We start from the raw sequence: 14,357 nt of genomic DNA, 5'->3' as shown, positions 1-14,357 counted from the left end.
CGTACATAAAACAAACCCTTTAACATCAACGGTTTAAAGGGTTTTTATTTATTTTATCGAGAAAAAAGGGGCAGTAAAGGGGCAAAATTTATAGTTTTATCTTTTCTAACTTGCTAGATATATCTGATACCATTTTTTGGGTAACGTGTGAATAAATTTCAAGTGTTGTCTTTGAATCAGAATGACCTACACGATCCATGATAGCAGTTAACGGGATTCCTAATTCAGCAAGTAAAGAGATATGAGAATGTCTGAACATGTGAGTAGTGATATTTTTGTCAATACCTAGCTTTTTACCATGATTTTTTAAAGGTATAATAACCCTGGCACTTGTTATTGGCTCTCCTAGAGTGTTGATAAAAATAGAATCAGTATCAAATCCGTTTTTTGTATTCTCTAGAATTTGCTCTTTGATAATATCTAACACTTTTTGAGGAGCAGTTATAATTCTATCTGATTTTGCCGTCTTTGGTGCAGTTCTCTTTTTGAGTCTAAAATCGTATGTATGCCTTATGTGGATTGTCTTTTTCGAAAAGTCTATATCGTGTTTGTAACTCAAGGCAGCAAGCTCTCCATATCTCATACCAGTTAGAAAAAGGACTTTGGCTATACGGATATACTTGTTTAAACGATAATCACGCAAAGCCTCTTTTTGTAAAGTTTTAATAAAGAGGTTGAACTCTTTTTGATCCAGATATTTTGTCCTTTTCTTTTTCAAGTCATCGGAGGTTGTAATTTTACGGGGTAGCTCGACAAAAAGCATTTCGTTGCTATTGATATAATTCATTCTAAGAGCGTACTTCATAATCTGATTGAGTTTAAATTTTATTTTTGAGGTATAATTCCTGGAGCGCCCGTCTTTAATCAGTTGATCTATGACTTTCTGCAATAATCTACGATCAATGTTTCTAACTAGATAATCGCCCTCTATCTGATTAAATATTTCATTTTTTACATGGTTTGCTGCATAGATTGTTGATTCTCTGACCCCATTTTTCCAATTATCCTCAAACTCATCATAAAGTTCTTTGAATGTTATATCAGATATGTTTTTATTTTTATCTTCTAGTTTCTTATTTATCTTTTCTTGCAAGAGTAAAATAGCTTGATTTCTTGCTTGAGGTGTTTTCTTCTCCATCGTAACTGAGACTTTTTTTAATTTCTCGGTATATGGATCTTTGTATCTCTCGAAAAATTTATATTTGCCGTTTGGCAATTCTTCCATCCACATTGATTTTTCCCCCATTTCTTGATAAAATGAGTATAAGAAAATGACCTTTTTAATGGTTGTTTCCTATACATAGTTTCCTTATGCTCTCTTCGGCCAAAATTTGAGCGTGGGGACTTTTTTTATTTCGTTTCAAAGAAATTTCCGCAATTTTTGCAATGCCACTGTTTATTTCCTTTTTTGCCAGCAAATCCAGCTAAAGCACCAACTCCACCAGTCAAAACAGCTCCACCAACGGCCTTTCCAACAGAAAAGGCTTTTTTGTCTTGTTGTAAGAAAGTGACATCTTTAGACTTGCAATTAGGGCAAGTGATGATATTCTGCTTTTTCTCTTGCTTTTTCTTCTCTTGATTTGCTCTAAATTCTTCAAGTTCACGTTCTCTCTGTTCTGGAGATTTTTTTTGGTTATCAATCACTACTGCACCTATTACACCTCCAACAAAAATAATAATTATGATAATAGCCAATATGTTCATTTTATCCTACTCCTTTTTCAATTCAGCAAAGCTAAATATTCCTCTATGGATTTTTATTAAGTATTTGTTGATTTTTTACTTTTCCTGTGGCATGAAGTTTCCGACGACTTTGCCGATGATACGAGGTTCTTCTTCCCAGCGGGCAAACTTGTCATCATATTTGTCATTTAGAGAGACGAGACGGAGCCCATCTTTTTCTTTGTAGACTTTTTTGATATAGCTCTGGCCGTCCCAATCTACGGCATAAATGGCACCGTCATAGTCCCAGCCTGTATCCTTGATGAGGGCGACGGATCCGTCTGCGAAGTCTGGCTCCATGGAGTCGCCATAGACCCAGCTGGCGAGATCATGGGCGATGTTCTTATCAAAATAGACAGTATCATAGTTGCGATCTTCTGCGTAACCGTATCCTGTCCCTGCGGATAGCTTTTCGAAAACGTGATATTCGAAAAGTTCTTCGTTGACCTCTCGCTCCTGACTATCTAAAAGCTCCTCAGATGTCCGTAGCACGATTTTTTTATTGTGAGTGGTTAATTGTACTACTGTGTCGTTAATCTGCTGTGTGAGCAAATCTGGAGTTTTTGTGAGAGGGTTAGCAGTAGATGAGTCTTTTTTTATTTGTGGGAAAAGATCATCAATCGAAATCTTAAAGGCACTAGCTAAGTCAAACATTGTATCTTTTTTAGGAGACCTGATGCCTTTTTCATAATTGCCAATAGCATTCTTACTTATTCCAATTTTAGAACCAAGCTCTTGTTGAGTCCAACCATTTTTAAGTCTATATTGTCTTATTTTTTCGCCAATAATACTTGCAATCTGTTCTTTATCCATAACCGAATCTCCTTTCTATTTTATAAGAGAATTATAACATAAAACCCACGAAAAGAAAACTTTTTTAATTTTTTCGCAAAAAAAATATTGACAGCCCACGAATCGTGTGCTATAATTAAATTGAGCTTGGAAATAAGCAAATAAAACAAAAGGGAAAGGAGGGGAAACATGAACGAAATAGGCAAGTACCTTGAAATCTCTGGCAATATTGCTGGACGAATCGAACTAGAAAGCGAAAAAGACCTACTTGTCCGTAGGGCGATAGTCATTGATGGACGCATCGGTTTATGTGAACAAGCGGTCTATGTTGATAAGAAAGTGCTAGATAGCTATTGGGTCAAGATAGTAGAGTTATCTGTTATTCCTGAAACCATCAACAGCGTTGACAGCACTGATTTGGTTAGGAAATGGTTGAACATGTAAATTGACACTCTCATGTCCGTTGATATACTCAACACATTTCACCAAGTAATGCTCAGATTTATGGTCTGCTAACCTAGCGACGACAGAACCGGTAGTAGGAATAGCGGGCAACGTCATTGGTATAGGTTCAACACGACCATCAATCACGATGTGACAGGTAATCATAGCTTTTCTCCTTTCTAGCTTTATTATAGCAGAATTGCGAGAAAAGAATAAAAAATAAAAGGAGGTGAGAACGTGCAAATTTATCTTTATCAGCTACGAAAAGAAAAAGGTATTACACAAAAAGAACTAGCCCAAAAATTAGGTATATCCGAAACCGCATATCGTCAAAAAGAAAAAGGGCAACGTGCTTTTAAGTCAGATGAAATGTTTATTATCGCTGATGTTCTTGAAAAAGATATTGGCGAAATTTTTTCAGATCCAAGACCACGAAAAGTGGACTTGTAGATGAGAGTGCGATTAGAGAAAGGAGAGCGTATGACAAACTTTAAAGATTTGGATTGTCAGTTTATCTTTCAGAAACGCGACTGAGGATTACACAGCAGTCAGCAATGATTTTCTGAGAAATCCAAAACTTGAGCCAGCAACAATTGGGATATTGATGGTCGTTCTCAGCAATAAAGAGAATTGGCTTGTCTATCCAGAGGAAATAGCTAAACGTCTGGGAGTGGGTCGTGATATGGTAGATAGGCATTTCAAAAAGATTGAAAAAGCTGGATATTTACGAACCGTCAAAAAAAGCCTCGGTCGAGGGAGAGGAGTTCAGACTTTCAGATTCTTCTCAGATACAAAAATAACTGATTTTCAATTTGAAATTATGTTACAACGACTTGATGAAGAAATAAAAAAGTTATCCACAGTTTGATATTTACATTTCCGACTTTTACAAATCTGTATTTTACAAATCTGTATTTTACAAATCTGTAAAATAAGGCACTAATAAATATTAAATAACAACAAGTATTAAATAACAATAAATACTAACTAACAACAAGTACTACTACTCTTAATAAATAAAAGAGGGTACACAAAAAAGTATCTGAGAAATTCAGACACTTTCTAAAAAATCTAACTTAATTATAGCATGAAAGGGGAAAAATGGAAACAGTTCAAATCGTGAGAATTAAAGATGTGATCATCGAGAAGATTTCTGCAAACGATGAAGAACTAGAACACATCTTTGGATGTTCAAAACGGCAAGCGGGAGACATGAGGCGAGAAATGAAAAAATTGCCTAGTCAGCAAAAGCACCTCAGAAATGATGGTCAGCTTGTCACAATCAAAGGTTTTGACGAATACTTACAGTATCGTGGGACTCAAGCTTGGAAAAAAGAAATTGTAAAAAGAGAAAAAATGAAAGGACAAAAAAATGAACGAACCAAGTCTAACTAGTCAACTTTTAGGAGTAGCAATTGTTTTGGCAATGATATTTGTGTTCATGGTTCTAGTTGCTGCTCAAGAAGAACGTGAGCAAACAAGAGAACGCAAACAGAAAGAGCATGATGAGTTAATTAAGAATGTCTATCTTAAGGGATTGAGTCAATTCAATAACATTGCGAGAGAAAATCTCAAAAAGTGTGACAGATCATTTACTTATGACACTCAACGACCAGAGGGATTGCGTCCTGAATTGCTAGCCTTACCAGCGCCTAAATGATAGAAAAGAGGAGGGAAATGGCAAATTGGGCAGAGGGTACTCTTAAACTAAGAGGCAGACGCGAAAACGTTACATCAGCTTTAAAAGAGATGCTATTAGAAAGTCAAGGTACAACTCTTGAAGAAGAATACGATGGTACTCTACTAAGATTTAAAAATGAGTATGATTCTTTTTATATAAACGGTACAAGGCGTGCGTTTATTTCTAGTAAAGATATTGAAATTTGGTTGGATGATGATTTTGTGATTATCGAGCTTGAAGATTTCAAACAAGCATGGGCAGCATCAGCTGACAATTACACAGAAATTTCTAGTAAGTTTGATGTTGATATTAAAATTTTCACTTTTGAAATGGGTATGGAATTTACACAGGAAATTGAAATTTCAAAAGGTGAAATCATCAAGAATATTGTAAACGAAAACTTTACTAACTATTCATGGGATGTGCCTTTTAGCAGACTTGGAGGATAGATAATATGGCAGATTTAACATTTGCAGAATTACAGCGAAAAATGCAAATCGAAAAACAAACGAAACAGGGAGTGAAATATCCGTTTAGAACCGCAGAGGACATCAATAATAAATTTAAGTCTTTGGATAGCGGTTGGAGTGTATCATTTCCAGAAGATGACATCATTCAAAAAGGCGACAAACTGTATTATAAAGCGGTAGCTATTGCTAAAAGAGAAAGTGATGGCACGATTGAAAAAGCTGTTGGGTGGGCTAGAGAAGAAGATGTACCAATTTTTCACACACAAAAAGGGGATGTGAAACAGATGCAAGATCCACAATGGACAGGTGCGGTTGGTTCTTATGCTAGAAAATATGCTTTACAAGGTTTATTTGCCATTGGAGGGGAGGATGTTGATGAGTATCCAGTAGAAGAAAGCCAAGAACAAGGACAGAATAATCAGCAGCAGAAACCAAACAATCAGCAAGCCCAAGAACAAAATCAAGTAAGGTACATTGATAACATTCAGTATCAAGAAATCATCAAGAACGTTGAAGAGTTTGCGACGATTAAGGGAGCGCCATTTGATACAGTTGCAAATTTTGTATTGAGCAAGTACCAAATAGACGATTTCCACAAAGTCCCAGTTGATGGCTATAACATAGTGATGGAATATCTCACTAAACAAATTCAAAAAGCATACGAAAAACAAGGAGTATAAGACATGACTGAAAATAAAATTTATTCACCATGGGCTTTCACAGAAAACGAAAGCCAAAAACAGAAATCTAATCTTTCAGCTCTAAAAGAGTTGAAAGAGAAATATATCATCAAGGACAAATGGAATTACGACAAATTGAATGAACAAGATCAAGAAACCGTTGATGTTGTATATGGTCGAGTTGGTGGTAGTTACGGGAATTCACTGTATGAGATTTATAAGAATACCCCTAATTTATCAAAAACAGAACTTGCCTTAATTTGTGATAATGGCAATTTATGTTTTGGACATTCATCATCAGGTAGCAAAATCAAAATTTTCACAGACTAGGAGAACAAAGACATGGTAAAAGATGTAACTAATAGCTTGACAGAAATTAAGGTAGATTTTCAACCTGCAGTAATCAATGTTGATTATGATAGCGTGGAGAAACAACTTGCAGCAATCGTTGCACAGTACACAGATTATGAGGTGACAGCCTCCACTTACAAGATTGATTATGATGAGCGTACACGCCTAAATAAATTAAAAGAGGCGTTGGAAACTCGGCGTAAGGAAATCAAAAACAATATCAATAATCCATACAAGGAATTTGAGAAGTGGTACAAGAAAACAGTTGAGCCATTGGATAATGTCATTGCAAACATCACAGCAGGACTTAATACAATTGATGAACATGAACGATTGATGCGCGTGGATGCTGTCCGAGCTACCTTTGAGGATAAGTGTATGGTCGCAGGGATTGAAAAATCCACATTTGCTGACAAATACGATGAGTACAGCCTCAAGAAATATTTTAAAACAGGCAAGTATGAGCTGAAAAAGACAACACTGGATGAAATGGATGCCTTAGTGCTTTCAGAATTTGATGCCCTGGAAGAATACAAGGCCAACAAGCAAGCCATTCAAGAGCAAGCTCAAGAGTACGATTTGCCAGCTGATAGCTATATCAGACATCTTGAAGATGGTAAGAGTCTTGTTGATATCCTCAAGATGATGAAAACTGATCGTGATGCTGAGATTGCACGTAAAGAGCAGAAAGAAATCCAAGCAAAAGCAGAAGCTGAACGACTTGCAGAGATTGAACAATTGGCCAAAGAAAATGCAAATGCGAATATCAGGGCTTACGATGCTGAAACAGGCGAGATTTTAGAACAGGGTACAATTACACCAGAACCACAAAACAACGTGCGAGAAGTGCCAAAATTTGAACCTAGCGAGCCTTTAACAGTTGACTTGCGTTTGACTTTGCACGGTGGGAAATCTCAGCTTGACCAGTTGAAAGAATGGCTTGAGGATAACTTTATCAGTTTTGAAACTTTGGAGGGGTAGGTGGAATTTAGAAAGTATCAACTTATTTTAGAGTTTGAGGAGGCTAACAGGCCTCTCACTCAAATTGAAAAGAAAAGCCTTGCTATTTACTCTATCGAGTATTTAGAAGTGGGGCTAGATAGCTTAGAACGTGAATATTGCAACAGGAGGTATGTACAATGAATTTTAATGAACTGATTGAAAATGTAAAAGGTTGGTCAACGGCTAAAGAGCTTGACAAAGCAAGCCCATTATCTCAAATGCTCAAACTCAATGAAGAGTGGGGGGAGCTCAATAGTGCGACAGTACGAAAGGATAAGGAAAAGATAGCTGATAGCGTTGGAGATATGATGGTTGTCTTGACTATCCTAGCTCAACAGATGAACTTTTCTAAAATTCATTTGTCTCTCAATCCAGATGAGAACGGACAGCATAACTTTCATTATGTAGATCAGTGGTCAGTAGAGTTACTGTACTTGCACATTGCTAATGAAATTGGGTTGATGGCGCGTGGTTTGGCTGATGTTTCAACTAATACAAATCGCATTAATTCACGCACTCAAATTCAGTTAAGTAGCCGTAACATTGCTATTTATCTGGTGTTTGTTGCTAAGAAATTTGATTTGACTTTGACAGAGTGCCTTGAATTGGCATGGAATGAAATCAAAGACCGTCAAGGAAAGATGGTGGATGGTGTGTTTGTTAAGGAGTCTGACCTATGAGATGTTTTTATGTCAGCGGTAAAATTGGAGATCTTGATTTGGGATCAGAAATCAATGCAGAAAATTCATTTATGGCCGCCATTGAGTTTGTGAAACGATACACCAACTTATTAAAGTTCGGTTCAAATGAAATAAAGGTATCAGAAGTAGAGGAGGTGCAAGATGATAAATAACGTTGTTTTAGTAGGGCGGCTTACAAGAGATGCCGATCTAAAATATACGCAATCTAATATTGCGGTTGCTACGTTTACTCTTGCTGTAAATCGTCCATTTAAGAACGAGGCTGGAGAGCGTGAGGCTGATTTTATCAATTGTGTTATCTGGAGACAGTCAGCTGAAAATCTTGCTAATTGGGCTAAAAAAGGCTCTCTTATTGGGATTACAGGAGTAATTCAAACACGTAGCTATGATAACCAGCAAGGTCAACGTGTTTATGTCACAGAGGTTGTTGCTAGTAATTTCCAATTGCTAGAAAGTCGTAACAGTCAGCAAAATACTCAAGGTCATCAAGATAATCATGGTGCTTATCAGCAACAGGGTTACAGCAACCAGGGCAGTTCTTTCCAAAACGGAAATAACACAGGGAACAATTTCCAAAATGGAAATAGTTACGGACAACAAGGTAGTTTCTTTGAGGGGAACACAACAAATCCAGTTCCTGATTTCACCCGTGATAACAATCCATTTGGCAGACCGACAAATCCATTGGATATTGATGATTCAGATCTGCCGTTTTGAGGTGATTTATGAGCGAAGAAATTTGGAAAGAGATCAATGGTTATGAGGGGATTTATGAAGTTTCAAATCATGGTAGAGTTAGAACTCACAAAGATAAAATTACACATAGCCAAAGACACGGCATCAGGCATTGGAAACAGAGAATTTTGAAACCTAAATCAACCAAAGCCAGAGAACCTAGGGTATCTCTATGGAAAAATAAGAAATCGAAAGATTACCTAGTACATAGATTGGTTGCAGAGGCATTTATACCAAATCCAGATAACAAACCGACAGTAAATCATATCGATGGCAACCCAGAAAATAATCATGTTAGCAATCTTGAGTGGGCGACTTACAAAGAAAACAATAATCATGCTTTCGATAACAACCTAATCAAAACAGGAATGAGCATCATTTTAGTTGATAAAAAGACTAAAGAAATACACATGTTTAGAAGCATGGCGAAAGCTAGTGAATTCTTAGGACATAATCACGGTTATTTGAGCAGTATATTGTCACACGGTCAGACCATATCCCAATATGAAATATACACTAAATTATAGGAGATACTAGATGAATAGAGTTAAAGCAGACTTACAATGCCCATTTTGTGGACACTGTAAAGTGGTTAAGGTAGGAGCGCATCGCAAGGCTCTTACTTGCCCATCGTGTAAACAAGCTGTTTTCTTGTCGTGGGCAACTGGTATCGAGGGGGAAACTGATGAACATGGTTATTATTTCCATGCCGTCGAGCCTTTCAATATCCGCAAAATTAATCAAGAGTTTCAAGATGCCTTTGAGGATGCACCACCTAAACACTCTTTCACCATCAGAAATAAGATGAGAGGGTGATATAGTGCAGAAAATGATAGTATGGGCGTTGTTTGATAGTGGTAACGGCTCATATACTAAAGCAATCAACACGCTTAATAGTTCTGGGGGGGCGAATATTGAAGTATATCCGATTGGGATAGATATTGAAAACAAGAACAATCATTTTATCCCTCTAAACCTTGCTGATTACTCACGGCTATTTGGTGATAATAAGCTATTTGATACGCTTGACAAGCTACCGCATCCAGATTTGATCATAGCAAGTCCACCTTGTGAGAGTTGGTCAAATGCTAGTGCGATGGCAAATGGCAACGCTTGTTGGAAGAAAGAAAACATCACAGATAGCCTCTTTATTCCACAAGTTCAACCATCTCCATTTACTATTAGAAGTTATTCAGATTACGAATCATCGCATATCAATTACGATTACGAGAGGCAATTTTTAAAACGTATAAATGGAGAATTAACAATCAACAATACAATTTCAATTATTAAACGTTATAAACCACAATTTTGGGTGATTGAAAACCCGGCAGGTGATCGTATTTGGCCATATATTGAAGATATCATTGGATTTAAAATACCTTACAAAAATTTAACAAGATACAATAATTACGATTATCCACTACAAAAACGAACAAATTTTGCAAGCAATGTTTATCTTGATTTAAAAAAAGACGTCATAAAACCAACAATTACTATGGAAAGATTTAGTCGTTCTTACAATGAAAGATCTAACATTCCTCAAAAATTACTTTTCGAGATATTTAAAACCATAATAGATTTATTTGAAAAGCAAAAATAACATTACAGGAGAATTAAATGAATACAGAACTTACATACTTGCTTGTTGCCGTCCTATCGTTAGCACTTTCTGCCTCGTGGGTGGTTGGCGTTACATTTTATGCGCATCATGTCATTAAAGACACAAAAAAAGAGCTTGAATATTATCAAAAGCCAGAAACGCAAGCAAAAATTGCGCAGCATGTAATTAAAAATCAATGGTATAAAAACGGCGGGGAGGTGTTTAAATGAAAGTTTTTGACGGAGCAAAAATGCGTTCTATCCGTAAAGAGGCAGAGCTTACTCAGTATGATCTTGCTCCGATGGTTGGCATTAGTCAAAATCGAGTAAGTGATATTGAGAGAAATGTTACAACTCCAACGATCGAGGAAATCGAGGCATTTGCCGATGCTCTAAATACTCAAGTATCATCATTTTTAAGCAACGAGTCAGAAATTGAGGTTATTGCTAATACCTTTACCAAGAAGAAAAAGGATACAGATGCAGAGTCTCACTTTGACACCTCAACTGAGCAGATGGAGCTATTTGTTGATGATACTTTACTGGGTCATGACCTAGCAGGATATGTATTGATCAGCCATAAGACCTATCTGGAGTTGTTAGATAGTCAAGATCGCTTAAATCAGTTACAAAAACTTTTGAAGTAGGGAGGTTGTGATGAAATTTGAACTTATCAATGACCACTTTGAAAATGCTAAGCGATACAACATACCGAGGGCGCAACTTATCATTGCTGATATTCCTTACAATTTAGGAAATAATGCATACGCCTCTGACCCTAGATGGTACAAAGATGGCGATAACAAAAACGGAGAGAGCAGATTAGCAGGGAAATCATTTTTTGATACAGACAATGATTTTAAAATCAATAATTTCTTTGATTTTTGTAGTCGGTTGTTGAAGAAAGAACCCAAGGAAAAGGGCAAAGCACCTGCCATGATTGTCTTTCATGCCTGGCAACAGCGAGACATGATTATAGAATGTGGCAAAAAGCATGGTTTTAATAATGCTTATCCGCTCTATTTTACAAAGAAATCAAGCCCACAAGTGCTAAAAGCCAACATGAAAATTGTTGGTGCGGTTGAAGAGGCAACGGTATTATATCGTGATAAACTCCCTAAATTTAACAATGGTGGGGCTATGATACTCAATCATGCCCCGTGGGAAAAAGATAGCTCTTACCCAGTTATCCACCCTACGCAAAAACCGATACCAGTTTTGAAACGATTGATTGAAATTTTTACAGATGAGGGCGATGTTGTCATTGATCCCGTAGCAGGTTCTGGATCAACTCTAAGGGCTGCTATTGAGATGAATAGGTCAGCCTATGGATTTGAAATTAAGAAAGATTTCTATAAGGCTGCACAAGAGAAAATGCTATCGTCATTTCAAATTAGCTTAATTTAAAGCAGGAGGACAATATGGATAAAAAACTTATTGGGTTAGACCTAACCCACATTGCAGATGGAGGATTACAGGAGAAACTAGACAAAGAGCTTGAAAAAGTCTTTGATAACATCCTTGACCTAAATACAGATGCGAAAGCAAAACGAAAAGTGACTATCACGCTTACGATGTCAGCTAACGAAGAGCGTACAGTGGTTGATACTATCATGGAAGTAAAATCAAAATTTGCGCCTCAAAATGGAGTAGCTACAACAATTCTTGTTGGGCGTGATTTTGATACAGGACAAGTACATGCTAACGAGCTGAAAAGTACAGTACCTGGTCAAATGTACTTTGACGAAAATGGGGAAATCCTTACTGATATTGGGCAACCAGTAGCAGAAATTGAACAACAAGCAGAAACAAAACAAGACATTATTGATTTCAACAAAAAGAAAGTAGGTAACTAATATGACAACAGAAAATCTTAAATCAGCATTGGAATACGCAGTAGAACTAAATGAGCATGGATTAGAAATTTTAACAGCTGCAGATGGCACAGAGTATTATGATGCCAACAAATTCAACCTCAAAGAACTTGACCCTAAACGCTATCCTAAAACTTTAGAGCTATCAACCTTGACAAGCCTTGTTGACTATCTCAAAACTGACCTCAACAATTTGAAAAACCAACGCTTGATTGTAGCAGTTGAGAAAAATGATGAGGTTTGCGTGTGGTCTGAAAACGATGAGTTAGAACGTCGTACATTACTTGTTAATGTTAAGGCACGCATTCCAGAGCTATCTTTTGGCTGTTTCCTATCATCAGAACAGTTCAATATCATGTTGCAATCAAACTTTATTGATGATAATGATCGTGGTACATTGCTAGAATTTGCTAGCGCATTGAAAATTGAGAATGGGGCTGAAATTGAAGATACCGGAGTATATCAAGTAGCAACAGTTAAAACAGGAGTGGCAAGCCTTGCTAAAGGGAAAACACCTAACCCAGTTACATTGCGCCCATATCGTACATTTGGCGAGGTCGAACAACCAGCAAGCCTATTTGTCTTTAGGATTGATAAGCAAGCAAATATGGCTTTATTTGAGGCAGATGGCAAGCGCTGGGTAGCTGATGCAGTAGGAAACATTGCAGCCTATCTAAAAGAGCAACTAGCAGACCAGAAACATATTACAGTATTAGCATAGGAGGAAAAAACAATGACTAAAGAAACTAAAAACACGGTATCAGCTGAAACTATCGTAGAGAACTTGAAAGAGTTCGCGGAGACACTACACGATGAGAGCAAAGAGGCAATGTTACACTTTCTTTTGACAAAGAATGTGAGCAAATTTAAAACAGCTAATATTATGCACAATATTAGTCATGATTTACTAGATATCTTAGATGGCAAGAGTGCTAAAGAAATTCTTGGTGAATCTGATGAGGAAGATAGCTCTTTTGTTGGTTCAATCGCTATCAATGTAGAAACTGGGAAAGTTGAGGGGATTGATGATATCAAGGACACCAAAGTAAAAGAACAGATTTTAGCAGCTGTAAGTAAAGTGGTTGAAGAGTTAGGCGGTAATTAGATGATCTTGTTTCTGAAATTGATGGTTATCAGTGCTTGCTTACTCCTTGCTATTCTGATTTTCGTTACTGGGCACAAAACCTACAAAAAAGGAAAAGCGGACAAGGTGGTTTGGTTTATCTTTGATGCTTATGCTATTGCTTTGATTTACACAGTGATAAAGATTTTGGAGACATGACATGAAAAATAAAAATCGAGTTGGTCTATTTTTTGCACTTGCAGCCTTGTCTTTATCAATGCTAAATCTAGGTTTGATAATCTCTAAAAATCACTATAAACCACAGGTGACCAAGCTGGAACAGCAAGTAGAAGAATTGAAAAGCAGAAAACCAGTCATTATTTATCAAGTTGACAATGCTGGTGGTGAGCTTATCGGAACAGTAACAGATAAAGCCATTGTTGATGGTCATTATACGGTTACTATCGGAGCTTATGGCAAGTTTCTTGTTACGAAAGAACAGTATGATTCTCTTGATATTGGTGATGATGTACCAAAATTCTTAAAACAGAGAGGTATTAAGTAATGAGTGATTTTTTAAATCAAGATTGTTTGCAGGGAATGAAGAATTTTCCAGATAACTATTTTGATTTAGCTATTGTAGATCCACCATATTTTTCCGGGCCAGAAAAAAGAAAATACTATGGTCGGAAAGTCAGTCCGATTGGCGTCAATAGGCTTTATGGCGAAACCTCAGAGTGGCAAATTCCAAATAGAGATTATTTTGATGAGTTATTTAGAGTTTCAAAAAATCAAATCATTTGGGGAGTGAATTATTTCGACTATTCTTTTGGCTCTGGACGTATCGTTTGGGACAAAGTTAATGGTCAGTCAAGTTTTTCAGATTGCGAGCTAGCGTACTGCAGTTTGCATGATAGCACGCGCTTATTTCGCTATATGTGGAATGGTATGATGCAAGGTAAATCAATCTCTGAAGGTCATATTCAACAAGGAAATAAAGCGTTGAACGAGGTTAGAATTCATCCGACACAAAAACCAGTCAACCTTTACCTTTGGTTATTGCAAACTTACGCAAAAGAAGGCGATAAAATACTCGATACTCATGTTGGCTCAGCAAGTAGTTTAATTGCTTTTCATGAGTTAGGCTTTGAGTATATTGGTTTTGAAAAAGATAAACACATATATGAGTTAGCAATGGCCAGGCTAAACAGCTATAAATCACAAATAAAATTGTTCTAAG

General features: G+C 36.8%; 27 protein-coding genes. 24 read left to right on the top strand and 3 right to left on the bottom strand.

The genetic code is table 11. The features are described from left to right. Positions 1-88: 88 nt before the first annotated feature. The 3 genes from KIH88_RS09740 to KIH88_RS09730 all read right to left on the bottom strand — a co-directional run bounded on the left by KIH88_RS09740 (position 89) and on the right by KIH88_RS09730 (position 2,535). Positions 89-1,231 carry a tyrosine-type recombinase/integrase gene (locus KIH88_RS09740; protein ID WP_213988972.1) on the bottom strand — a complete coding sequence of 381 codons (1,143 nt, stop codon included), beginning with the start codon at positions 1,229-1,231 and terminating at the stop codon, positions 89-91. 119 nt (positions 1,232-1,350) lie between these two features. Beyond that, positions 1,351-1,704, bottom strand: coding sequence for a hypothetical protein (locus KIH88_RS09735; protein ID WP_213988973.1), 354 nt, complete (start codon positions 1,702-1,704; stop codon positions 1,351-1,353). A 75-nt stretch (positions 1,705-1,779) separates the two neighbouring features. Continuing rightward, the gene (locus KIH88_RS09730; RefSeq protein ID WP_213988974.1) at positions 1,780-2,535 is read right to left on the bottom strand and encodes an XRE family transcriptional regulator; all 756 of its coding nucleotides are present in this window, start codon (positions 2,533-2,535) and stop codon (positions 1,780-1,782) included. A gap of 168 nt (positions 2,536-2,703) precedes the next feature. On the opposite strand from KIH88_RS09730, the gene KIH88_RS09725 reads away from it, so the two are divergent. The 24 genes from KIH88_RS09725 to KIH88_RS09610 all read left to right on the top strand — a co-directional run bounded on the left by KIH88_RS09725 (position 2,704) and on the right by KIH88_RS09610 (position 14,356). Beyond that, a complete protein-coding gene (locus KIH88_RS09725; RefSeq protein ID WP_213988975.1) occupies positions 2,704-2,958 on the top strand; it encodes a hypothetical protein in 255 nt (84 codons plus the stop codon). 237 nt (positions 2,959-3,195) lie between these two features. Continuing rightward, entirely contained in the window at positions 3,196-3,408 is a 213-nt protein-coding gene (locus tag KIH88_RS09720; RefSeq protein ID WP_213988976.1) for a helix-turn-helix transcriptional regulator, read from the top strand. Between the two features lie 154 nt (positions 3,409-3,562). Continuing rightward, the gene (locus tag KIH88_RS09715; RefSeq protein WP_213988977.1) at positions 3,563-3,826 is read left to right on the top strand and encodes a transcriptional regulator; all 264 of its coding nucleotides are present in this window, start codon (positions 3,563-3,565) and stop codon (positions 3,824-3,826) included. Positions 3,827-4,059: 233 nt separating this feature from the next. Next, positions 4,060-4,353 (top strand): hypothetical protein, encoded by a 294-nt coding sequence (locus KIH88_RS09710; RefSeq protein ID WP_213988978.1) that lies wholly within the window; start codon positions 4,060-4,062, stop codon positions 4,351-4,353. After that, positions 4,331-4,618 (top strand): hypothetical protein, encoded by a 288-nt coding sequence (locus tag KIH88_RS09705; protein ID WP_213988979.1) that lies wholly within the window; start codon positions 4,331-4,333, stop codon positions 4,616-4,618. The genes KIH88_RS09710 and KIH88_RS09705 overlap by 23 nt, the downstream gene beginning before the upstream one ends. A 17-nt stretch (positions 4,619-4,635) precedes the next feature. Then, the gene (locus KIH88_RS09700) at positions 4,636-5,088 is read left to right on the top strand and encodes a hypothetical protein (protein WP_213988980.1); all 453 of its coding nucleotides are present in this window, start codon (positions 4,636-4,638) and stop codon (positions 5,086-5,088) included. A gap of 5 nt (positions 5,089-5,093) precedes the next feature. Then, on the top strand, positions 5,094-5,789 hold the full coding sequence (locus KIH88_RS09695; protein ID WP_213988981.1) for an ERF family protein: 696 nt from the start codon (positions 5,094-5,096) through the stop codon (positions 5,787-5,789). A 3-nt stretch (positions 5,790-5,792) separates the two neighbouring features. Further along, positions 5,793-6,119, top strand: coding sequence for a hypothetical protein (locus KIH88_RS09690; protein WP_213988950.1), 327 nt, complete (start codon positions 5,793-5,795; stop codon positions 6,117-6,119). Between the two features lie 12 nt (positions 6,120-6,131). Then, positions 6,132-7,121 (top strand): DUF1351 domain-containing protein, encoded by a 990-nt coding sequence (locus tag KIH88_RS09685; RefSeq protein WP_213988951.1) that lies wholly within the window; start codon positions 6,132-6,134, stop codon positions 7,119-7,121. A 158-nt stretch (positions 7,122-7,279) separates the two neighbouring features. Beyond that, positions 7,280-7,822 carry a MazG-like family protein gene (locus tag KIH88_RS09680; RefSeq protein WP_213988952.1) on the top strand — a complete coding sequence of 181 codons (543 nt, stop codon included), beginning with the start codon at positions 7,280-7,282 and terminating at the stop codon, positions 7,820-7,822. Then, a complete protein-coding gene (locus KIH88_RS09675) occupies positions 7,819-7,995 on the top strand; it encodes a hypothetical protein (protein ID WP_213988953.1) in 177 nt (58 codons plus the stop codon). Before KIH88_RS09680 ends, KIH88_RS09675 begins: the two co-directional genes overlap by 4 nt. Next, positions 7,985-8,560 carry a single-stranded DNA-binding protein gene (ssb, locus tag KIH88_RS09670; RefSeq protein ID WP_213988954.1) on the top strand — a complete coding sequence of 192 codons (576 nt, stop codon included), beginning with the start codon at positions 7,985-7,987 and terminating at the stop codon, positions 8,558-8,560. Before KIH88_RS09675 ends, ssb begins: the two co-directional genes overlap by 11 nt. Positions 8,561-8,568: 8 nt before the next feature. Further along, complete coding sequence (locus tag KIH88_RS09665; protein ID WP_213988955.1) at positions 8,569-9,105, top strand: NUMOD4 domain-containing protein; 537 nt, start codon at positions 8,569-8,571, stop codon at positions 9,103-9,105. A gap of 10 nt (positions 9,106-9,115) precedes the next feature. After that, positions 9,116-9,394 carry a hypothetical protein gene (locus tag KIH88_RS09660; RefSeq protein ID WP_213988956.1) on the top strand — a complete coding sequence of 93 codons (279 nt, stop codon included), beginning with the start codon at positions 9,116-9,118 and terminating at the stop codon, positions 9,392-9,394. A gap of 13 nt (positions 9,395-9,407) precedes the next feature. Beyond that, entirely contained in the window at positions 9,408-10,181 is a 774-nt protein-coding gene (locus tag KIH88_RS09655) for a DNA methyltransferase (RefSeq protein ID WP_213988957.1), read from the top strand. Positions 10,182-10,198: 17 nt separating this feature from the next. Continuing rightward, positions 10,199-10,411, top strand: a complete 213-nt coding sequence (locus KIH88_RS09650) for a hypothetical protein (RefSeq protein ID WP_213988958.1) — start codon at positions 10,199-10,201, stop codon at positions 10,409-10,411. Continuing rightward, on the top strand, positions 10,408-10,827 hold the full coding sequence (locus KIH88_RS09645; RefSeq protein WP_213988959.1) for a helix-turn-helix domain-containing protein: 420 nt from the start codon (positions 10,408-10,410) through the stop codon (positions 10,825-10,827). Before KIH88_RS09650 ends, KIH88_RS09645 begins: the two co-directional genes overlap by 4 nt. 10 nt (positions 10,828-10,837) lie before the next feature. Beyond that, positions 10,838-11,587 carry a DNA-methyltransferase gene (locus KIH88_RS09640; protein ID WP_084868815.1) on the top strand — a complete coding sequence of 250 codons (750 nt, stop codon included), beginning with the start codon at positions 10,838-10,840 and terminating at the stop codon, positions 11,585-11,587. 14 nt (positions 11,588-11,601) lie between these two features. After that, the gene (locus KIH88_RS09635; protein WP_050125373.1) at positions 11,602-12,036 is read left to right on the top strand and encodes a hypothetical protein; all 435 of its coding nucleotides are present in this window, start codon (positions 11,602-11,604) and stop codon (positions 12,034-12,036) included. A gap of 1 nt (position 12,037) precedes the next feature. Next, on the top strand, positions 12,038-12,775 hold the full coding sequence (locus KIH88_RS09630) for a hypothetical protein (protein ID WP_213988960.1): 738 nt from the start codon (positions 12,038-12,040) through the stop codon (positions 12,773-12,775). 12 nt (positions 12,776-12,787) lie between these two features. Next, positions 12,788-13,159: a hypothetical protein gene (locus KIH88_RS09625; protein ID WP_213988961.1), complete on the top strand. Its 372-nt coding sequence runs from the start codon at positions 12,788-12,790 to the stop codon at positions 13,157-13,159. Further along, positions 13,160-13,336, top strand: a complete 177-nt coding sequence (locus KIH88_RS09620) for a hypothetical protein (protein WP_213988962.1) — start codon at positions 13,160-13,162, stop codon at positions 13,334-13,336. A 1-nt stretch (position 13,337) separates the two neighbouring features. Then, entirely contained in the window at positions 13,338-13,682 is a 345-nt protein-coding gene (locus tag KIH88_RS09615) for a DUF1372 family protein (protein WP_213988963.1), read from the top strand. Then, positions 13,682-14,356 carry a DNA methyltransferase gene (locus tag KIH88_RS09610; protein WP_213988964.1) on the top strand — a complete coding sequence of 225 codons (675 nt, stop codon included), beginning with the start codon at positions 13,682-13,684 and terminating at the stop codon, positions 14,354-14,356. Before KIH88_RS09615 ends, KIH88_RS09610 begins: the two co-directional genes overlap by 1 nt. Position 14,357: the final 1 nt, after the last annotated feature.

Source organism: Streptococcus oralis (assembly GCF_018448765.2).
GTDB classification, from domain to species: domain Bacteria; phylum Bacillota; class Bacilli; order Lactobacillales; family Streptococcaceae; genus Streptococcus; species Streptococcus oralis_BM.
The sequence above is the reverse complement of the archived record's forward strand: the minus strand, read 5'-3'. Positions and strand labels throughout refer to the sequence as shown.